Source organism: Streptomyces bottropensis ATCC 25435, assembly GCF_000383595.1.
Lineage (GTDB): Bacteria > Actinomycetota > Actinomycetes > Streptomycetales > Streptomycetaceae > Streptomyces > Streptomyces bottropensis.
In genome coordinates this window covers 5,955,010-5,974,307 of the sequence record NZ_KB911581.1, presented here as the reverse complement: position 1 = coordinate 5,974,307, position 19,298 = coordinate 5,955,010, and the positions used below count along the sequence as shown (strand labels likewise).

Genomic DNA, 19,298 nt, shown 5'->3' with positions numbered 1-19,298 from the left:
CCGGTTCACAGGACAGACAGCATGCCGCCGTCGACGTACAGCAGCTGCCCGTTCACGAAGTCGGAGGCGGGGGAGGCGAGGTAGAGCAGGGCGCCGACCAGATCCTCCACCCTGCCCCAGCGGCCGGCGGGTGTCCGCCCCCGTACCCAGGCGCTGAACTCCTCGTCCGCGACCAGCGCGGCGGTCAGTTCGGTGTCGAAGTAGCCGGGGCCGATACCGTTGACCTGGATGCCGTGCGGCCCGAGGTCGGCGCACATGCCCTTGGCGAGCATCTTCAGGCCGCCCTCACCTGTACGTGCACTACGTGGAGGGCCCCCTCCCGGTCGGCGTCCGCAGCGAGCCGGGCCGCCACGGGCCGCTGCACTGCACCTCGATGGGCAAGGTCCTGACGGCCTTCGCGCCCGACGACGTCCGCGCCGACCTCCTGGACCACGTCGAGCTGACCCCGCACGGACCGAACAGCGTCACCGACCGCGACGTCCTGTGCGCCCACGTGGCCCGCGCCGCCGAACTCGGCTACGCCACGGCCGACGAGGAGCACCACCCCGGCCTGCGCGCCGTGGCGGTCCCGATCCTGCGCCCCGACGGCACCGTCTTCGCCGCCTTCTCCACCGCCGCGCCCCGCCTTCCGCCGCAGCATGGACGATCTCGTCGCCCTGGTCCCGCTGCTGCGGTCGGCGGCGGACGAGCTGGGGGTCCGGCCGCCGTCCCGTTGACCCGTGCTCCCGTTCGCGGTGAACTGCCCCGCAGCGAAGGCGAGTTCACGGCGGAGAGGGCTGACGACATGGACGACCCGGACGGGAAGCGCGCGAAACCGCTCGACGGGAAGACCGCGCTGGTCACCGGGGCGGGCACCGGAATCGGCCGGGAGACGGCCCTGATGCTCGCCGAGGCGGGCGCGACGGTGGTCCTCGTCGGGCGGCGGAGGCAGGTCCTCGACGAGGTCGCCGCCGCCGTCACGGACGCCGGAGGCGCGGCGTTCACCCACCCCGCGCACGTGGAGAACGCCGACGAGGTGCGGGAGCTGGCCGACCGGACCCGGGAGTTCGTCGGTCCCGTGGACATCCTCGTCCACAACGCGGGCGGCGCCGGCCCGGTCGGCGACGTCCGCGGGCTCGGCGAGGACGAGTGGAACGCCGTCCTGGGGGTCAACCTCACCGGGGTCTACCTCCTCACCCAGGCGCTCCTCCCGGACATGCTGGAGCGCGGCGGCGGCTCGGTCATCGCGATCTCCTCGCTCGCCGCACTGCGCCCCACCCCGCTCGGTGGCGCCCCGTACGGCGCGGCGAAGGCGGGCGTGCGCAACTTCATGGCCTATCTGCGCAACTCGTTCCGCGACCGACACATCCGGGCGACCTGCATCCTGCCCGGCGCGGTCGACACCCCCGCCCACGACAGCCGCCCCGCCCCGCCGAGCGCGGAGCGGCGGGCCGCCATGGTGCGACCGGAGGACGTGGCACGGGCCGTCCTGCTGTGCGCCACGCTTCCGGCGCGCACGGTCGTCGAGGAACTGGTCATCGCGCCCACCGTGAGTGCCCCGCCCCGTCCGGGTGGTCCGTGACCCCGGAGGCGACCGGTGCCACGGCCGCGGCGGCCGTCTGGAACAGGGGCTGTGTGGAACCGTGCGCTCCGTGAGGATGCCGGGTACCCGCGCGCGTCGGCGGACGACGAAGGCCGGTGTCCACGACGAACGTCCGGGCCGGCCCCTCGCGAGGGGCCGGCCCGGACGCCGTGATGGGGAGGATCAGACCAGGTCGAAGCGGTCCAGGTCGGCGACCTTGGCCCACGCCGCGACGAAGTCCTTCACGAACTTCTCCTTGGCGTCGTCGCTCGCGTAGACCTCGGCGAGGGCGCGCAGTTCGGAGTTCGAGCCGAACACGAGGTCGGCACGGGTGCCGGTCCACTTGACCTCGCCGGTGTCCGCGTCACGGCCCTCGAAGAGGGTCTGGTCGGCGGAGGTGGACTTCCACGTCGTGCCCAGGTCGAGCAGGTTGACGAAGAAGTCGTTGGTGAGCACGCCCGGGGTGCCGGTGAAGACACCGTGCGTGGACCCGGCGTGGTTGGCGCCCAGGACCCGCAGACCACCGACGAGGACCGTCAGCTCGGGGGCGCTCAGCGAGAGCAGGTTCGCCCTGTCGAGCAGCAGGTACTCGGCGGGGAGGCGGTTGCCCTTGCCCTGGTAGTTGCGGAAACCGTCGGCCGCCGGCTCCAGCGCGGCGAACGACTCGGCGTCCGTGTGCTCCTCGGTCGCGTCCACACGGCCGGGGGTGAAGGGCACCACGACGTCGAAACCGGCGTCCTTGGCGGCCTTCTCGACCGCGGCGGCACCGCCGAGGACGATCAGGTCGGCCAGGGAGACCTTCTTGGCGCCGGCGTTGAACTCCGCCTGCACGCCCTCCAGGACGCTCAGGACGTGACGCAGGTCCTCCGGGTTGTTGACCTCCCAGCCGCGCTGGGGCTCCAGGCGGATACGGGCACCGTTGGCGCCGCCGCGCTTGTCGCTGGCACGGAAGGTGGAGGCCGACGCCCACGCGGTGGACACCAGCTGCGAGACGGTCAGACCGGAGGCGAGGAGCTTGGTCTTGAGCGCCGCGATGTCGGCGGCGTCGATGACCGGGCCCTCGGCCTGCGGCAGCGGGTCCTGCCACAGCAGGGTCTCCGCCGGGACCTCCGGGCCGAGGTACAGCGACTTCGGGCCCATGTCACGGTGGGTCAGCTTGAACCAGGCGCGGGCGAAGGCGTCCGCGAACTGGTCGGGGTGCTCGTAGAAGCGACGCGAGATCTCCGCGTAGATCGGGTCGAAACGGAGCGACAGGTCGGTGGTGAGCATCGTCGGGAGCTTCGTCTTCGACGCGTCGTGGGCGTCGGGGATGATCGCCTCGGCGTTCTTCGCCACCCACTGGTTCGCGCCGGCCGGGCTCTGGGTGAGCTCGTACTCGTACTCGAAGAGGTTCTTGAAGAAGTTGTTGCTCCACTGCGTGGGCGTCTCCGTCCACGTCACCTCCAGGCCGGAGGTGATGGCGTCGCCGCCCTTGCCGGTGCCGTAGGTGGACTTCCAGCCGAGGCCCTGCTCCTCCATGGAGGCGGCCTCGGGGTCGTCGCCCACGTTGTCCGCGGGGCCGGCGCCGTGGGTCTTGCCGAAGGTGTGACCACCGGCGATGAGGGCGACGGTCTCCTCGTCGTTCATCGCCATGCGGCGGAAGGTCTCACGGATGTCGCGGGCCGCGGCGAGCGGGTCCGGGTTGCCGTTGGGGCCCTCGGGGTTGACGTAGATCAGACCCATCTGGACGGCGCCGAGCGGGTTCTCCAGCTCGCGGTCGCCGGTGTAACGCTGGTCGTCCAGCCAGGTGGTCTCGGGACCCCAGTACACGTCCTCGTCGGCCTCCCAGACGTCGGCACGGCCGCCGGCGAAGCCGAAGGTCTCGAAGCCCATCTGCTCCAGGGCGACGTTACCGGTGAGGATCATGAGGTCGGCCCAGGAGATCGACTGGCCGTACTTCTTCTTGACCGGCCACAGCAGACGGCGGGCCTTGTCCAGGTTGCCGTTGTCCGGCCAGCTGTTCAGCGGCGCGAAGCGCTGCTGACCGCGGCCGCCACCGCCGCGGCCGTCGCTGATGCGGTAGGTACCGGCGCTGTGCCAGGCCATACGGATCATCAGCGGGCCGTAGTTGCCGAAGTCGGCCGGCCACCAGTCCTGCGAGGTGGTCAGCACCTCGGCGATGTCCTGCTTCACGGCGGCGAGGTCGAGGTTGTTGAACGCCTCGGCGTAGTCGAACTCCCCGCCGAGGGGGTTCGCCACCACGGGGTCCTTGGCGAGGATCTTCAGGTTGAGGCGCTCCGGCCACCACTGACGGTTCCCGCCGCCCTGGGTCGGGTGCGCGGCACGCCCGTGGGCGACCGGGCAGCCGCCCGTCTCCTCGGGCTTCGCGTCCGTGACGATCGCGTCGTGGTTCTCAGTCATGGGAGTCCTTCCGGAACTGGTGGATCACGGTGCTGAAGTACTGGCTGCGGAACAGGGGGGACACAGGCCCCAGTAGATGACCTCGGCCTCGTCGATCGCGAAGCCGCGGTCGTCGGAGGCGGTCAGGCACGGGGCGTGCCCGACCGCGCAGTCGACGTCGACCACGGCACCGCAACTGCGGCACACGAGGTGGTGGTGGTTGTCCCCGACACGGCCCTCGTACAGGGCGGGGCTGCCGGGTGGTTCGAGGCGGCGCACGAGCCCCGCGCCGGCCAGTGCGTTGAGTGCTTCGTACACGGCCTGGAGCGATATGTGGCCCACACGATCGCGCACCCCTGCGGCGATCGCTTCGACGCCGAGGTGGTCGCCGTCCCGGACGGTCTCCAGCAGCGCCACGCGCGCGGCCGTCACCCGCAGGCCGGCACCGCGCAGCTCCACGGCGGTGTTCGGAGGCTGGGATGCGGTCATGGGACCAACCTACCCTCATAAACACGAAGAGTTCAAGAAAACGAATAACCCAAGTTTATGATGCCGTTTCGGCCACCGTGCGTGACTGCCGGGGCCGCCATGATGATCCGCCACACAGGGGGTACCCGGGCACGTGCGGCGAACCCTGTTCCGGCGCTTCCGGTGAAGGAGGCGGCAGCCGATGAGCCCCACCACCCACACACGTGACATCAGGACGGACGCGAGGACGTACGACGCCGGGCCGTACCTCCCGGGCCGCGGCGGTCTCCCCGCCCATCGCCGGGCCGCGGCCGACTGCCGGGGCTGCCCCCTGTGGGAGGACACCACCGGGACGGTCTTCGGCAAGGGCGACGACTCGGCGCGGCTTTTCCTCGTCGGCGAGCAGCCGGGCGATCAGGAGGACCGGCAGGGCGAGCCGTTCGTCGGTCCCGCCGGGCGGCTGCTGCGGCGGGCGCTGGAGGAGGCCGGCATCGACATGGACACGGCCTATGTGACCAACGCGGTCAAGCACTTCAAGTTCACCCGGCCCCCGGGTGGCGGCAAACGGCGTATTCACAAGGCGCCCGACCTGCGCGAGGTCGCCGCCTGCCGTCCCTGGCTCCTCGCCGAACTGCGGCTGGTGCGGCCCGAGGTCGTGGTGGCCCTCGGCGCGACGGCGGGCAAGGCGCTGCTCGGCGCCTCCTTCCGGGTCACCAGGGACCGCGGCGCGCTGCTGCCCCTGCCCCCGGACGGAGAGCCGGGTCCCCAGGTCGTGGCCACGCTCCACCCGTCCGCCGTCCTGCGCGCGGACGACCGCGAGGGCGCGTTCGCGGGGCTGGTGTCCGACCTGAAGGTGGCCGCCGAAGCTTTGGCCAAGACTGAGCCGTAGGTGCCGCCGTGGGTGCCGTGGTCGCCGTGGTCGCCGGGGTTCCTGTGTCCTCATCGCGGTGCCACACCCTTCAGGGCTTGCGGGCCACGCCGCCGAAACAGTCCACCTCCGACGCCGACGGCTCGTCCGCGCCGCCCGGCCCGGACCGCCACCGGGCCACGGAGACCAGCCCGGGTGCCAGCGGCTCCAGCCCGTCGAAGAAGCGGGTGAGCTGCTCGGGGGAGCGGTTGACCCGCGGGTTGTCGCTCGCCGCGTTCCAGTGCGCGACCATCGCGCGCATCGCCTCCGGCCGGTGGACCTCCGTGCTGTCGGCGAGCACGAGGTGGCTGCCGGAGGGCAGGGCGTCCAGGAGCCGGGCGACGATGCCGTACACGCTCTCGTCGGGCACATGGGCGGTGATCCCGAGCAGCACCAGGCCCACGGGGCGGGTGAGGTCCAGGGTGTCGGCCGCGCGCTCCAGGATGGTGTCCGGGTCGCGCAGGTCGGCGGCGACGAAGGCGGTGGCGCCCTCGGGGGTGCTGGTGAGCAGGGCGTGGGCATGGACGAGGACGGTGGGGTCGTGGTCGGCGTAGACGATCCGCGCGTCCGGTGCCGAGCGCTGGGCGACCTCGTGGGTGTTGTCCGCGGTGGGCAGCCCGGTGCCGATGTCGAGGAACTGGCGTAAGCCGGCCTCCTCGGTCAGGTGGGTGACCGCTCGGCGCAGGAACGCCCGCTGGGCGCGGGCGATGTCGACGATCTGCGGGTTGACCCCACGTATCTCGTCACCGACCTGCCGATCGATCTCGTAGCAGTCCTTGCCGCCGAGCCAGTAGTTCCAGATCCGCGCCGAGTGCGGAACGCCGCTGTTGATCACCGGACGGTCAAGTGGCATGGATGCTCCCCGTGTTGGCGCCTGTAGCCGCCGACAACCTAGCAAGATCGCCATGTACGTGACCGGTGGACAGCCACCGGAACGACCGCCCACCGTCGAGATCCGGCCGAACGCTCCCTGGAGCCCTCCGAAGGGCCCTGGTCGCCCTAGTCGTCGCTCCCGGTCACCAGCACCACCTCCAGGGTGCGCGGACCGTGCACGCCCTCCACCCGGTCCAGCTCGATGTCACTCGTGGCGGACGGGCCGGAGATCCAGGTCAACGGGCGGACCGGGTCGAGGCGTTCGAGGGCCTGCGGCACCGACGACACGACCTGCTCCGGTACGCGGACGACGCAGATGTGGTGGTCGGGCACCAGGGTGATCCGGCGGCGGCCCTGGTCGGGGGAGCCGTCGAGGACGATCGTCCCGGTCTCGGCGATGGCCAGGGCGCAGGCGGTGACGACGCTGTCGACCCGGTCCAGCTCGTCCGCGGTGCTCTCGCCGCGGTCGGGCACCCGCGTCACCCCGGTCGCCGCCAGCCAGGGAGCGGGCAGCCCCGGGGGAGTCAGCACCGATGTCGAGCCGTGCTCGCGCAGCAGCCCGGCGAGGACTCCGGGAAGGCCGTCCGCGTCCGTCCGGTGCACGATCGCCCGGTAGTCCGCCAGGTTCTCCGCCAGCAGCTCCACCGTCCGCCCGACGTCCAGCCCGCCGTGCTCCCGCAGATACCCCCGCTCGACCGCGTGCTCGTACGGCGTGTCGTGGCGGGGCACGTCGGCCAGCGCCCGCCGCACCCGGCCCAGGATCAGATCCCTGCTGCTCACTTGCCCGTCTCCTTTCCGCCGTTCGTACGCCGCCACCAGTCCCGGAACGGCTCGGGCGGCAGCACGGGAAGATCGCGACTGGCGCTCCACGCCCTGCCGGGGCCCGGCAGGGTCCGGGGATGGAAGCGGCGGGTGCGCGACGCGAGCCGCTGCCCGGCGCGCAGCGCGCCGGGGTGGCTGAACGCCCAGCGGGCCGCGCGCATCGCCGCCCGCTCGGCGGCGTGCCCCTTCGCGGGCTTGAGCACGACCTTGTTCCCCCGTTCCGTCACGGTGGCGCCCTGCGCGACGCGCTCCCGCAGATGCACCAGCACCTCCGGGATGTCGATGGCGACCGGGCACACCTCGTAACAGGCACCGCACAGCGAGGAGGCGTACGGCAGGGAGGCGTCGATCTCGCTGCGCGTGCCCCGGAGCTGGGGGCTGAGGATGGCGCCGATGGGGCCCGGGTAGACCGAGCCGTAGGCGTGGCCGCCGGCCCGCTCGTAGACGGGACAGACGTTGAGGCAGGCCGAGCAGCGGATGCAGCGCAGGGCCTGGCGGCCGACCTCGTCGGCGAGCGTGTCGGTGCGGCCGTTGTCGAGGAGGACCAGATGGAAGGTCCGCGGTCCGTCCTCGTCCGTCGTGCCGGTCCAGGTGGAGGTGTACGGGTTCATGCGCTCGGCCGTCGAGGAGCGGGGGAGGGTCTGCAGGAACACCTCCAGGTCCTGCCAGGTCGGGACGATCTTCTCGATGCCGACGACGGAGATCAGCGTCTCGGGCAGGGTGAGGCACATCCGGCCGTTGCCCTCGGACTCCACGACCACCAGCGTGCCGGTCTCGGCGACCATGAAGTTGGCGCCGGAGACACCGACCTTGGCGCGCAGGAACTTCTCCCGCAGATGCAGCCGTGCGGCCTCCGCCAGCTCGGCCGGCGTGTCGGTGAGTCCCTCCGGGGCCGGACGGCCCCACTCGCTCATCTCGCGCGCGAAGATGTCCCGGATCTCGCCCCGGTTGCGGTGGATCGCCGGGACGAGGATGTGCGAGGGCCGGTCCTTGCCCAGCTGCACGATGAGTTCGGCGAGATCGGTCTCGTAGGCGTGGATCCCCTCGGCTTCGAGGGCCTCGTTCAGCCCGATCTCCTGCGTGGCCATCGACTTGACCTTGACGACCTCGCTCTGGCCGGTCGCCTTGACGAGATACGTGACGATCCGGTTGGCCTCGTCCGCGTCGGCGGCCCAGTGGACCGTGCCGCCGGCCGCCGTGACCGACTCCTCCAGCCGCACCAGATACCGGTCCAGATGACGGAGCGTGTGATCCTTGATCTGCTTGCCGGCCTCGCGCAGCGCGGCCCAGTCGGACACCTCCGCGACCGCGGCGGCGCGTTTGGCGCGGATGGTGTGCGTGGCGTGGCGCAGATTGCCGCGCAGCGTCGTGTTGTGGACGGCTTCGTGCGCGGCCTTCGGGAAGGCCGGCATACCGAGATACGTCCCACTCATGCGAGAGGCTCCTCTTCCGTGCTCGCCAGGATCTCCGCGATGTGCACGGGCCGGACGGCCGTGCGCAGCCGGGTCATCGTGCCGCCGATGTGCATGAGACAGGAGTTGTCGGCCGCGCACAGCACCTCGGCCCCCGTCGATTCGGCGTTGCGCACCTTGTCCGTGCCCATGGCCGCCGAGACATCGGAGTTCTTCACGGCGAAGGTGCCGCCGAAGCCGCAGCACTCGTCCGCGCCGGGCAGCTCCACCAGCTCCAGCCCCTTCACGGCCTGGAGCAGCCGCCGGGGCCGCTCACCGAGACCGAGGCTTCGCAGCCCGTGGCAGGTGGGGTGGTACGTCACCTTGTGCGGGTAGTACGCGCCGACGTCGGTCACCCCCAGCACGTCCACCAGGAACTCGGTCAGCTCGTACGTCTTCGGCACCACGGGAGCCAGCGTCCGCGCCAGGGTGTCCCCGCGCCCCTCCGCCCGCGCCCGCTCGCCCATCCGCGGATACAGCTCGCGCACCATCGCCCCACAGGAGCCGGACGGTGTCACGATCGCCTCGTAGTCCCGGAATACATCGGAGAACTTCCGGGCCAGCGGCTCGGCCTCGTGGCGGTACCCGCTGTTGTAGTGGGCCTGTCCGCAGCAGGTCTGCCCGCTCGGGAAATCGACGTCGACGCCCAGCCTGGTCAGCAGTTTCACCACGGCACGGCCGGTGTCCGGATAGAGCGTGTCGTTGACACAGGTCAGGAACAGGGCGACACGCATCGCGGCTCCTTGGGGGTCGGTCATCGGATGAGTGCAGAGTACGGCGTCAATACGCGCAGGGCGAGAGGCCCCCCGCGCCGATCGGCGGAGACGGGTGGAACCGCGTGCCGACCGGTGCCGGGAACGGACACGTGGGGGCCGTCCGGCTCACCGTCCGGTGAGCCGGGCCTCCGCCGCGCGCCAGGCCGCCGGGTCGCCCTGCGGCTCGTACCGCACCAGCGGCTGGGTGCGGGCGAGGAGTTGCCGCATCGAGGCCCGGTCGCCCACCAGACCGTGGGTGCGGGCCTGTACGAGGACGTTGCCCAGGGCCGCCGCCTCCGCCGGTCCCGCCACCACCGGCAGCCCGCAGGCGTCGGCGGTGAGCTGGCAGAGCAGGGCGTTGCGGGTGCCGCCGCCGACGATGTGGACGACGTCCACGGGGTGGTCGGCTAGCGCCTGCGCCTCGGTCACGGCCCGCCGGTGGGCGAGGGCCAGCGAGTCGAGGATGCAGCGGGTGATCTCGGCGGGCGTCTTCGGGACGGGCTGCCCCGACTCCCGGCACGCCTCGGCGATCCGCTCGGGCATCCGGCCGGGCGCGAGGAACGCCGCGTCCCCGGCGTCCACGACCGACCGCAGCGCGGGCACGGTCGCGGCGGCCCGCAGCAGCTCGCCGAGATCGGACTCCCCCCACTCCCGTACGCACTCCTGGAGCAGCCACAGCCCCATGATGTTCCGCAGGTATCGGACCGTGCCGTCGAGCCCCAGCTCATTGGTGAAGTTGGCCGCCCGGCTCGCCTCGGTCAGCACCGGGGCGGCCAGCTCCAGGCCGGCCAGCGACCAGGTGCCGGTGCAGATGTACGCGAACCGCTCCCCGGTCGCCGGGACGGCGGCCACCGCCGAGGCGGTGTCGTGCGACCCGACCGTCGTCACCGGGACCGGCCCGGTCAGCCCGGTCTCCTCCAGCACCCGCGCCCGCAGCAGCCCCGCCGGGTCCCCGGGCCGCCGCAGCGGCGCGAACAGCCTCAGGTCGACACCGAGCCGCTCGGCCACGTCGCGGGACCAGTCGCGCGTCCGGGGGTCGATCAGCTGGGTCGTCGAGGCATTGGTCAGCTCGGTGCCCAGCTCACCCGTCAGCCAGTACGTCAGCAGATCAGGGATGAGCAACAACCGCTCGGCGTAGGCCAGTTGAGCGGAGGACCGGGCGGCGACCAGCTGGTAGAGGGTGTTGAAGGGCGCGTACTGCAAGCCGGTCGCCGCGTACAGCTCGGCGGCGGGCACGGTGGCCCACACCTTCTCCGCGACCCCCTCCGTACGGGCGTCCCGGTAGTGCACCGGGTTGCCCAGCAGCGCGCCGTCGGCGTCCAGCAGCCCGTAGTCGACGGCCCAGCTGTCGATGCCGACGGAGTCGACCTGCCCGGCCGCCCTCAGCCCGTCCAGGACCCCCGCGTAGAGCGAGAGAACGTCCCAGCGCAGGCCCTCGGGCGTGCGCACCGGACGGTTGGGGAAGCGGTGGGCCTCGACCAGCTCCAGCGAGTCCCGCCCCGCGCGGCCGACCATGACCCGCCCGCTGGACGCGCCGAGGTCGACCGCCGCGTACGACTTCACGGACCCGCTCCCGTGCGCACTCATCGCAGGAAGGCGGCGGCCACGCCGGCGTCGACCGGGACGTGCAGACCGGTGGTGTGCGTCAGCTCCCCGCCCGTCAGCGCGAACACCGCGTTCGCCACGTGATCGGGGAGCACCTCGCGCTTGAGGATGGTCCGCTGCGCGTAGAACTCGCCCAGCTTCTCCTCCTCGATCCCGTAGGTCGCCGCGCGCTGGGCGCCCCAGCCGGCCGCGAAGATCCCGGAGCCGCGCACCACCCCGTCGGGGTTGACCCCGTTGACGCGGATGCCGTGCTCGCCCAGCTCGGCGGCCAGCAGCCGCACCTGGTGGGCCTGGTCGGCCTTGGTGGCGGAGTAGGCGATGTTGTTGGGCCCGGCGAAGACGGCGTTCTTCGAGGCGATGTAGACGATGTCGCCGCCCAGCCCCTGCGCGATCATCACGCGGGCCGCCTCCCGCGACACCAGGAAGGACCCGCGCGCCATGATGTCGTGCTGGAGGTCCCAGTCCCTCGCGGAGGTCTCCAGGAGCGGTTTGGAGATCGAGATGCCCGCGTTGTTGACGACGAGGTCGACCCCGCCGAAGGCCAGCGCGGCGGCCTTGAAGGCCGCACCGATCTGCTCCTCGTCCGTCACGTCGACGGTCACGGCGACGGCCTTGTCGGCCCCGCCCAGCTCCTCGGCCACGGCGGCGGCGTTCTCGCCGTTCAGATCGGCGACGACGACACAGGCACCCTCGGCGACCAGCCGGTGCGCGATCGCCTTGCCGATCCCGCTGCCCGCACCCGTCACGAGCGCCACCCGCGTCGCGAGGGGCTTCGGCTTCGGCATCCGCTGGAGCTTGGCCTCCTCCAGCGCCCAGTACTCGATGCGGAACTTCTCCGACTCCTCGATCGGCGCGTACGTCGACACGGCCTCGGCGCCCCGCATCACGTTGATCGCGTTGACGTAGAACTCGCCGGCCACGCGCGCGGTCTGCTTGTCCTTGCCGAAGCTGAACATGCCCACGCCCGGGATCAGCACGATCGCCGGGTCGGCGCCGCGCATCGCGGGGGAGTCGGGCTCGGCGTGCCGCTGGTAGTAGGCGGCGTACTCGTCCCGGTACCCGGCGTGCAGTTCCTTCAGCCGGGCGATCGCGGAGTCGAGATCGGCGGTCGGCGGGAGGTCCAGCACGAGCGGGCGGACCTTCGTGCGCAGGAAGTGGTCCGGACAGGAGGTGCCCAGGGCGGCGAGCCGCGGGTGTTCGGCGCTCGCCAGGAAGTCGAGGACGACGTCCGTGTCGGTGAAGTGCCCGACCTGCGGCCTGTCCTTCGAGGCGATGGCCCGGATGTGCGGTGCCAGGGCGGCGGCGCGCTCCCGGCGCTCCGCGGCGGCGAGCGCCGTGTAGCCCTCCAGGACGGGCCCGAACGGCTCGGCCCTGCCCCGCTCGGCGAGGAAGCGCTCGGCGGTACGGATGATGTGCAGCGAGTTCTTCTCGCACTCCTCGGCGGTGTCGCCCCAGGCCGTGATCCCGTGCCCGCCCAGCACGCACCCGATCGCCCCCGGGTTCTCCCGCTTGACCGCCGCGATGTCCAGCCCGAGCTGGAAGCCCGGCCGGCGCCACGGCACCCACACCACACTGTCCCCGAAACACTCGGCGGTCAGCTTCTCCCCGTCGGCCGCGCAGGCGAGCGCGATCCCGGAGTCGGGGTGCAGATGGTCGACGTGGGCGGCGTCCACCAGCCCGTGCATGGCGGTGTCGATGGACGGCGCCGCCCCGCCCTTGCCGTGCAGGCAGTAGTCGAACGCGGCGACCATCTCGTCCTCGCGCTCCACCCCCGGGTACACGTCGACGAGCGCCCGCATCCGGTCCAGCCGCAGCACGGCCAGCCCCGCCTCGGTGAGCGTCCCGAGGTCACCGCCGGACCCCTTCACCCACATCAGCTCCACCTCGCCCCCGGTGACGGGATCGGTGTCGCTCCCCTTGGCGGACGTGTTGCCGCCGGCGTAGTTGGTGTTCCGGGGATCGGCACCGAGCCGACGGGACCGGGCGAGCAGGGCTGCGGCTTCGGGATGGGTTGCCATGCGAGATCAATCCTTACGGTGGGACGGGTACGGGGTTCAGCTCGGGGTCAGGGGGTGCGTCGCCGGGAGCGGGTGCGCGGGGCTTCTCGCGCGGTTCCCCGTGCCTGCGAAAGCCCGGCCCCTGCTTTTCGGGGGCACGCCGCGCGACCAGCCACGCACGGCCCGCGGTCCGCGACGAACAAGAACAGGACGAACAAGAACAGGCAGGCGGAACCCGGAGATCAGGCTCCCCACCCCGCCTGCTCTCCTCCCACCCGCTCCTCGACGATCTTCGAGGCCCACCCGGAGCGGCGGTACGCCTGCAGGGGCTCGGGGTCCAGCCCCATCTCCTCCCGCACCTCGCGCAGCAACGGCCGCACGTCCGTGTTGTAGGCGTCCATCACGACCGCGTTCGCTTCGAGCACGTCCCCGTCCCGCTGCGCGGCGGCAAGGGCTTCCCGGTCCACCAGCAGCGCCTTCGCCGTGGCCTCCTGCACGTTCATCACCGACCGGATGATCGCCGGGATCTTCGCCTCGATGTTGTGGCACTGGTCGAGCATGAACGCGACCTCGGGGGTGAACCCGCCGCCGCGCACGACCTCGTACATGATCCGGAACAGCTGGAAGGGGTCCGCGGAGCCCACCATCAGGTCGTCGTCCGCGTAGAACCGGGAGTTGAAGTCGAACGCGCCGAGCTTCCCCTCGCGCAGCAGCGTCGCCACGATGAACTCGATGTTGGTGCCCGGCGCGTGGTGCCCGGTGTCGACCACGACCTGCGCCTTCGGGCCGAGCTTCAGACAGTGGGCGTAGGCGGTGCCCCAGTCCGGCACGTCGGTCGCGTAGAAGGCCGGCTCGAAGAACTTGTACTCCAGCAGCATCCGCTGGTCGTCGCCGAGCCGCCCGTAGACCTCGGCGAGGGCCTGCGCCAGCCGGTCCTGACGCTCACGGATGTCGTCCTGGCCGGGATAGTTCGTACCGTCGGCGAACCACAGCTTCAGGTCCCGCGACCCGGTCGCGTCCATGATGTCGACGCACTCCAGCAGGTGATCGACGGCCTTGCGCCGCACCGACGCGTCCGGGTGGCAGACGCTGCCCAGCTTGTAGTCGTCGTCCTGGAAGGTGTTGGAGTTGATGGCGCCCAGCTTCACGCCACGCTCCTCGGCGTGCTTGGCGAGCGCCGCGTATCCATCGGAGCCCTCGACCTTGTCCCAGGGGATGTGCAGGGCGACCGTCGGCGCCACGCCGGTGAACTCGTGGACCTTGCCGGCGTCGTCCAGCTTCTCCCAGGGATCGCGCGGGACACCCTGTTGGGCGAACACCTTGAAGCGCGTTCCGGAGTTTCCGTACGCCCACGACGGCGTCTCGACGGCCTGGGTCTTGAGGGCGGCCTTCACCGCGGCGAGCTCGGTCACGTCAGGGCTCCTACCGGCTTCGATGTCTGAAACGATTCAGCACCGGAAACTATGAGCGGCTCGCCGGGCTGTCAACCCCTCTGCTCCATACCGTTCTCCGTGACCCGGTTGTGACCACTTCTATCGAAAGAATTTCGACCGGAACCCATTGACGCGACATGCGACTGATGCCTAACGTCCCGGCAATCCAGTTGAAACCTTTCACGACGCAGTGAGGCAGCTTCTCCGCTAGCCACCGGCCGTCGTCGAGGAGCCCCCATGACCCACCCGTCCGACACGGGTCCGGCCCCCGTTCTCGCGTTGAAGGGCGTCTCCAAGTCCTTCGGCGCCGTACGCGCCCTGCGGGACGTGTCCCTCGAACTGTTCCCGGGCGAGGTGCACGCACTCGCCGGGGAGAACGGCGCGGGCAAGTCGACCCTGATCAAGAGCCTCGCCGGGGTGCACCGACCGGACTCCGGTCAGGTGCTCCTCGACGGCGAGCCCACGGTCTTCCACGGCCCGGCCGACGCCCGGGACGCGGGCATCGCCGTGATCTACCAGGAGCCCACTCTCTTTCCCGATCTTTCGATCGCCGAGAACATCTTCATGGGCCGCCAGCCGCGGCGCGCCCTCGGCCGTATCGACCACAGGGCCACCCACGCGGCCACCCTCGCCCTGATGCGGCGGCTCGGAGTCGAACTCGACCCCGACCGCCCGGCGCGCGGCCTGTCCATCGCCGACCAGCAGATCGTGGAGATCGCCAAGGCGCTGTCCTTCGACGCCCGCGTCCTGATCATGGACGAGCCGACCGCGGCCCTCACCGGCAGTGAGGTGGCCCGCCTCTTCGGCGTCGTCCGCACCCTGCGCGAGCAGGGCTCCGCCGTCCTGTTCATCTCCCACCGCCTGGAGGAGATCTTCCAGATCTGCCGGCGGGTCACCACCCTGCGCGACGGCGCCTGGATCTCCAGCGAGCCGGTCGAGGGCATGACCGAGGACGACCTGGTCCGCCGCATGGTCGGCCGCGACCTGGAGGAGCTGTACCCCAAGCAGGAGGTCGAGCCGGGCGAGGTCGCGCTGAGCGTGCGCCGGCTGACTCGCGAGGGCGTCTTCACCGACGTCTCCTTCGACGTCCGCCGCGGCGAGATCGTCGGCCTGGCCGGCCTCGTCGGCGCCGGCCGCACGGAGGTGGCGCGGGCCGTCTTCGGCATCGACCGCTGGGACGCGGGCGAGGTCGACCTCGACGGCCGCGCGCTCACCAACGGCGCCCCCTCCACCGCGATGGCCGCCGGGCTCGCCCTGGTCCCCGAGGACCGCCGCGCCCAGGGCCTGGTGATGGACATGTCCATCGAACGGAACATCGGCCTCACCGGACTCCGCAAGACCGTGAAGGCAGGCCTCGTCGACCGCGGCGCCGAACGCGACCGCGCCCTCGACTGGGCCGTCAAGCTCCAGGTCAAGTACGCCAGGATCGCCGACACCGTGAACACGCTGTCCGGCGGCAACCAGCAGAAGGTCGTCCTCGCCAAGTGGCTCGCCACGGGGCCGAAGGTACTGATCGTCGACGAGCCCACCCGCGGCATCGACGTCGGTACGAAGGCCGAGGTGCACCGCCTCCTCAGTCAGCTCGCCGCCGACGGTGTGGCCGTACTGATGATCTCCTCCGACCTGCCCGAGATCCTCGGCATGGCCGACCGCGTGCTCGTGATGCACGAGGGCCGGCTCACCGCCGAGATCCCTCGCTCCGAAGCCACCGAGGAATCCGTGATGGCCGCAGCCACTGGGAGGGCCGCCGCATGACGGTGACCGCCCCCGAGAACACCCCCGTCGCCGATGTGCCGAAGTCCAGCGGCACCCGGCTCGTGGACCGCGTCTTCAAGATGCGCGAACTCGCCATCCTGGCCGTCTTCCTGGTGATGATCGTCGTCACCCAGCTGGGCAACAGCGAGTTCCTCACCGAGCAGGGCATCAAGGACCTCCTGCTCAACGCGACCATCCTGGTGCTGGTCGCCGTCGGCCAGTCGCTGGTCGTCATCACCCGCAACGTCGACCTGTCGGTCGGCTCCATCCTCGGCATCAGCGCCTTCGCCGCCGGCACCTATCTCCAGGGCGGCGGCAACCCGGTCGTGGCCGTGGCGCTGGCGGTCCTGATGGGCATCGGCTTCGGCCTGCTGAACGGTCTGCTCGTCAGCCTCGGCCAGGTGCCCGCCCTCGTCGTCACCCTCGGCACGCTCTACATCATCCGGGGCATCGACTCGATCTGGGTCGGCTCCCGCCAGATCACCGCGTCCGCGCTGCCCGACGGGTTCGTCGACTTCGGCTCCGGCGGCATCTCCGCGGTGCCGTACCTGGCCCTGATCGCGGTCGCGGTCCTGGTCGCGACGGCGTACTACATGAAGCACTTCGGCAGCGGCCGCGAGCTGTACGCCCTCGGCTCCAACCCGGAGGCCGCCCGCCTCGCCGGCATCCCGGTCCGCAAGCGGATCCTGATCGCCTACACCTTCTGCGGCGCCCTCGCCGGCCTCGCCGGAGCCCTGTACCTGGCCCGCTTCGGCAACGTCGACTCCAGCACCGGCAACGGCTACGAACTCACCGTCGTCAGCGCGGTCGTGGTCGGCGGCGTGGTCTTCACCGGCGGCTCCGGCAGCGTCTACGGCGCGGCGCTCGGCGCCCTGCTGCTGACCTCCATCAACAGCGTGCTCCCCGCCCTCGGCGTCAGCTCGGTGTGGGTGCTGGCCATCAACGGCATCCTGCTCATCCTCGCCATCGCGGTCGACCGTGTGGTCGCGCTGCGGGTGGCGGCCGCCCTGAAGAAGAGGAACGCCCGCCATGGCTGACCCGTCCCTGTCGCGTACGAGCGGCTGGTCCTCCTTGAAGCGGTGGGACTCGGCGGTCGGTGCCACGTTCGTCGTGGTGCTCCTGCTGTCCTTCTCCACCGTCGACGGCTTCGGCAACGCCCTCAACCTGTCCTTCCTCATCGGCAACACCCTGCCGATCGCGCTGGTCGCCCTGCCGATGACCCTCCTGGTGGTCTCCGGCGAGATCGACCTGTCGGTCGCCTCCACCGCCGGACTGTCCGGCGCGGTGATGGGCGCCCTGTGGAACCAGGGCCTGACCATCGAGGTGATCATCCCGATCTGCCTGCTCCTCGGCGTCGTCTGCGGACTGATCAACGGACTGCTCGTGACCCGGCTCGGTCTGTCCTCCCTCGCCGTCACCATCGGTACGCTCGCCGCCTACCGGGGCATCGCGCAGATCGTGCTCGGCTCCGACGCGGTGACCGACTTCCCCACGCAGTACCTGGACTTCGCGGCCGGCCGGATCGGCGACAGCTTCGTCCCCCAGGCCTTCATCCCCTTCCTGGTGCTGCTCGTCATCGCCGTGATCGCCCTGCACGCCACCCCGTTCGGGCGCTCCCTGTTCGCGATCGGCGCCAGTGAGGAGGCCGCGCGCTTCACCGGCATCCGCGTCAAGCGCCAGAAGCTGATCCTCTTCACGGTGACCGGCCTCATGGCCTCCCTCACCGGCGTCTTCTGGGCGCTGCACTACGCCAGCGCCCGCTACGACAACGCCACCGGGCTCGAACTGTCCGTCATCGCCGCCGTGTTGCTCGGCGGCATCGACTTCGACGGAGGCAAGGGCACACTCGGCGGCGCGATCGCCGGTGTGTTCCTGCTCGGCACCCTGCAGAACGTGATGAGCCTGCAGGACGTCTCGGCACAGTCGCAGATCGTCGTCACCGGCGTCCTGCTCGTGCTGTCCGTGCTCGGCCCCCGGGTGGCGAGGCAGGTCGCTCTCGCCCGGGCCGGCCGACGATCCGCCGGCGGTTCCGCCGGCGAGGCCGTTCGCAAGACGGCCGTCTGAGCGCTGCCGGCCGTTCATGGCCGGTCGCGCACACGCGGCGCCAGCCGCACAGCGAAGACCTCACCGTGCCCTCTTCGGGGCGCGACACCATCCCTCGTCGTAAAGGACTCCACCGTCATGCGCAGAGCCACCCTCCGTCGTTCCTGTGCGGCCCTCGCCGCCGTCACCTCCTTCGCGCTCGCCGTCACCGCCTGCGGCGGCACCACCAAGAGCGACGTCAAGGACGACAACGCCTCCGCGGCGGCCACCGGCAAGGCCGACCCGAACGCCGCGCTGAAGAAGGGCCTGACCGTCGGCTTCCTGCCCAAGCAGGTCAACAACCCCTACTTCACCTCCGCCGACAAGGGCGGCGAGGCGGCCCTGAAGGAGCTGGGCTCCAGCTACAAGGAGGTCGGCCCGTCCAGCGCGACGGACACCTCCGGCCAGGTCAACTACGTCAACACGCTCACCCAGCAGCAGGTCGACGCCATGGCCGTCTCCGCCCAGGACCCGGGCGCCCTGTGCACCGCGCTCAAGCAGGCCATGAGCAACGACATCAAGGTCGTCACCTACGACTCCGACACCAAGCCGGAGTGCCGCAACGCCTTCGTCTCGCAGGCCAGCGCCGAGGACCTGGGCCGCACCGAGGTCCAGCTGCTCGCCGAGCAGATCGACTACAAGGGCGAGATCGCCGTCCTGTCGGCCGCGCAGACCGCGACGAACCAGAACGTCTGGATCGACTTCATGAAGAAGGAGCTGGAGGACCCCAAGTACAAGGACATCAAGCTGGTCAAGGTCGCCTACGGTGACGACGACGCCCAGAAGTCCTTCCAGCAGACCCAGGGCCTGCTCCAGGAGTACCCGAACCTGAAGGGGATCATCTCCCCGACCACGGTCGGCATCAAGGCCGCCGCCCAGTACCTGTCGGGCTCCAAGTACAAGGGCAAGGTCAAGCTGACCGGCCTCGGCACCCCCAACGACATGCGCAAGTACGTCAAGGACGGCACGGTCGAGGGCTTCGAGCTGTGGGACCCGGCGAAGCTCGGCGAGCTGGCCGCCCGTACCGCGGTGGCGCTGGTCTCCGGCCAGATCACCGGCAAGGAGGGCGAGACCTTCACCGCCGGTGACATGGGCGAGTACACCATCGGCAAGGACGGCGTGATCAGCCTCGGCAAGCCGACCGTCTTCACCAAGGACAACATCGACAAGTTCAACTTCTGATCCGCGAACCGGCGTTACCACCCCCCTC

The 19,298-nt window shown here is 71.1% G+C and carries 15 protein-coding genes and 1 pseudogene; 6 read left to right on the top strand and 10 right to left on the bottom strand.

What is annotated here, in order from left to right:
• Window positions 1-5 precede the first annotated feature (5 nt).
• A pseudogene (locus STRBO_RS0126660) lies at window positions 6-284 on the bottom strand (SDR family oxidoreductase); the annotation flags it as partial.
• A 20-nt stretch (window positions 285-304) separates the two neighbouring features.
• On the opposite strand from STRBO_RS0126660, the gene STRBO_RS0126655 reads away from it, so the two are divergent.
• On the top strand, window positions 305-1,561 hold the full coding sequence (locus STRBO_RS0126655; protein WP_245170623.1) for an SDR family NAD(P)-dependent oxidoreductase: 1,257 nt from the start codon (window positions 305-307) through the stop codon (window positions 1,559-1,561).
• A 183-nt stretch (window positions 1,562-1,744) separates the two neighbouring features.
• Here the strand turns inward: STRBO_RS0126655 and katG are convergent, their stop codons facing one another.
• Window positions 1,745-3,961, bottom strand: coding sequence for a catalase/peroxidase HPI (katG, locus tag STRBO_RS0126650; RefSeq protein WP_005484128.1), 2,217 nt, complete (start codon window positions 3,959-3,961; stop codon window positions 1,745-1,747).
• A gap of 24 nt (window positions 3,962-3,985) precedes the next feature.
• The gene (locus tag STRBO_RS0126645) at window positions 3,986-4,429 is read right to left on the bottom strand and encodes a Fur family transcriptional regulator (protein ID WP_005484126.1); all 444 of its coding nucleotides are present in this window, start codon (window positions 4,427-4,429) and stop codon (window positions 3,986-3,988) included.
• Between the two features lie 181 nt (window positions 4,430-4,610).
• On the opposite strand from STRBO_RS0126645, the gene STRBO_RS0126640 reads away from it, so the two are divergent.
• The gene (locus tag STRBO_RS0126640) at window positions 4,611-5,297 is read left to right on the top strand and encodes a UdgX family uracil-DNA binding protein (protein ID WP_005484123.1); all 687 of its coding nucleotides are present in this window, start codon (window positions 4,611-4,613) and stop codon (window positions 5,295-5,297) included.
• Between the two features lie 70 nt (window positions 5,298-5,367).
• Here the strand turns inward: STRBO_RS0126640 and STRBO_RS0126635 are convergent, their stop codons facing one another.
• The 7 genes from STRBO_RS0126635 to rhaI form a co-directional block, all read right to left on the bottom strand.
• Window positions 5,368-6,168: an SAM-dependent methyltransferase gene (locus tag STRBO_RS0126635; RefSeq protein WP_028796861.1), complete on the bottom strand. Its 801-nt coding sequence runs from the start codon at window positions 6,166-6,168 to the stop codon at window positions 5,368-5,370.
• Between the two features lie 146 nt (window positions 6,169-6,314).
• The gene (locus STRBO_RS0126630) at window positions 6,315-6,968 is read right to left on the bottom strand and encodes a LutC/YkgG family protein (protein ID WP_005484114.1); all 654 of its coding nucleotides are present in this window, start codon (window positions 6,966-6,968) and stop codon (window positions 6,315-6,317) included.
• A complete protein-coding gene (locus tag STRBO_RS0126625; RefSeq protein ID WP_028796860.1) occupies window positions 6,965-8,443 on the bottom strand; it encodes a LutB/LldF family L-lactate oxidation iron-sulfur protein in 1,479 nt (492 codons plus the stop codon). Before STRBO_RS0126625 ends, STRBO_RS0126630 begins: the two co-directional genes overlap by 4 nt.
• Window positions 8,440-9,195, bottom strand: coding sequence for a (Fe-S)-binding protein (locus STRBO_RS0126620; RefSeq protein WP_020115121.1), 756 nt, complete (start codon window positions 9,193-9,195; stop codon window positions 8,440-8,442). Before STRBO_RS0126620 ends, STRBO_RS0126625 begins: the two co-directional genes overlap by 4 nt.
• A gap of 147 nt (window positions 9,196-9,342) precedes the next feature.
• Window positions 9,343-10,779 carry a rhamnulokinase gene (locus STRBO_RS0126615; protein ID WP_005484110.1) on the bottom strand — a complete coding sequence of 479 codons (1,437 nt, stop codon included), beginning with the start codon at window positions 10,777-10,779 and terminating at the stop codon, window positions 9,343-9,345.
• Between the two features lie 20 nt (window positions 10,780-10,799).
• Window positions 10,800-12,839 (bottom strand): bifunctional rhamnulose-1-phosphate aldolase/short-chain dehydrogenase, encoded by a 2,040-nt coding sequence (locus STRBO_RS0126610; protein WP_005484108.1) that lies wholly within the window; start codon window positions 12,837-12,839, stop codon window positions 10,800-10,802.
• Between the two features lie 221 nt (window positions 12,840-13,060).
• The gene (gene rhaI, locus STRBO_RS0126605) at window positions 13,061-14,230 is read right to left on the bottom strand and encodes an L-rhamnose isomerase (protein ID WP_005484106.1); all 1,170 of its coding nucleotides are present in this window, start codon (window positions 14,228-14,230) and stop codon (window positions 13,061-13,063) included.
• A 258-nt stretch (window positions 14,231-14,488) separates the two neighbouring features.
• Between rhaI and STRBO_RS0126600 the strand changes: the two genes are divergently transcribed.
• The 4 genes from STRBO_RS0126600 to rhaS all read left to right on the top strand — a co-directional run bounded on the left by STRBO_RS0126600 (window position 14,489) and on the right by rhaS (window position 19,270).
• Window positions 14,489-16,006 (top strand): sugar ABC transporter ATP-binding protein, encoded by a 1,518-nt coding sequence (locus tag STRBO_RS0126600; RefSeq protein WP_005484105.1) that lies wholly within the window; start codon window positions 14,489-14,491, stop codon window positions 16,004-16,006.
• Window positions 16,003-17,043, top strand: a complete 1,041-nt coding sequence (locus STRBO_RS0126595) for an ABC transporter permease (protein WP_005484103.1) — start codon at window positions 16,003-16,005, stop codon at window positions 17,041-17,043. Before STRBO_RS0126600 ends, STRBO_RS0126595 begins: the two co-directional genes overlap by 4 nt.
• Window positions 17,036-18,070 (top strand): ABC transporter permease, encoded by a 1,035-nt coding sequence (locus STRBO_RS0126590; RefSeq protein ID WP_005484101.1) that lies wholly within the window; start codon window positions 17,036-17,038, stop codon window positions 18,068-18,070. Before STRBO_RS0126595 ends, STRBO_RS0126590 begins: the two co-directional genes overlap by 8 nt.
• Window positions 18,071-18,187: 117 nt before the next feature.
• Complete coding sequence (rhaS, locus tag STRBO_RS0126585; protein ID WP_005484099.1) at window positions 18,188-19,270, top strand: rhamnose ABC transporter substrate-binding protein; 1,083 nt, start codon at window positions 18,188-18,190, stop codon at window positions 19,268-19,270.
• Window positions 19,271-19,298 lie beyond the last annotated feature (28 nt).

Excerpts from the sequence above, each read along its gene's own strand:
- katG (WP_005484128.1), bottom strand. The coding sequence starts at position 3,961 with ATGACTGAGAACCACGACGCGATCGTCACGGACGCGAAGCCCGAGGAG.
- STRBO_RS0126645 (WP_005484126.1), bottom strand. The coding sequence starts at position 4,429 with ATGACCGCATCCCAGCCTCCGAACACCGCCGTGGAGCTGCGCGGTGCC.
- STRBO_RS0126640 (WP_005484123.1), top strand. The coding sequence starts at position 4,611 with ATGAGCCCCACCACCCACACACGTGACATCAGGACGGACGCGAGGACG.
- STRBO_RS0126635 (WP_028796861.1), bottom strand. The coding sequence starts at position 6,168 with ATGCCACTTGACCGTCCGGTGATCAACAGCGGCGTTCCGCACTCGGCG.
- STRBO_RS0126625 (WP_028796860.1), bottom strand. The coding sequence starts at position 8,443 with ATGAGTGGGACGTATCTCGGTATGCCGGCCTTCCCGAAGGCCGCGCAC.
- STRBO_RS0126620 (WP_020115121.1), bottom strand. The coding sequence starts at position 9,195 with ATGCGTGTCGCCCTGTTCCTGACCTGTGTCAACGACACGCTCTATCCG.
- STRBO_RS0126610 (WP_005484108.1), bottom strand. The coding sequence starts at position 12,839 with ATGGCAACCCATCCCGAAGCCGCAGCCCTGCTCGCCCGGTCCCGTCGG.
- STRBO_RS0126600 (WP_005484105.1), top strand. The coding sequence starts at position 14,489 with ATGACCCACCCGTCCGACACGGGTCCGGCCCCCGTTCTCGCGTTGAAG.
- STRBO_RS0126595 (WP_005484103.1), top strand. The coding sequence starts at position 16,003 with ATGACGGTGACCGCCCCCGAGAACACCCCCGTCGCCGATGTGCCGAAG.
- STRBO_RS0126590 (WP_005484101.1), top strand. The coding sequence starts at position 17,036 with ATGGCTGACCCGTCCCTGTCGCGTACGAGCGGCTGGTCCTCCTTGAAG.
- rhaS (WP_005484099.1), top strand. The coding sequence starts at position 18,188 with ATGCGCAGAGCCACCCTCCGTCGTTCCTGTGCGGCCCTCGCCGCCGTC.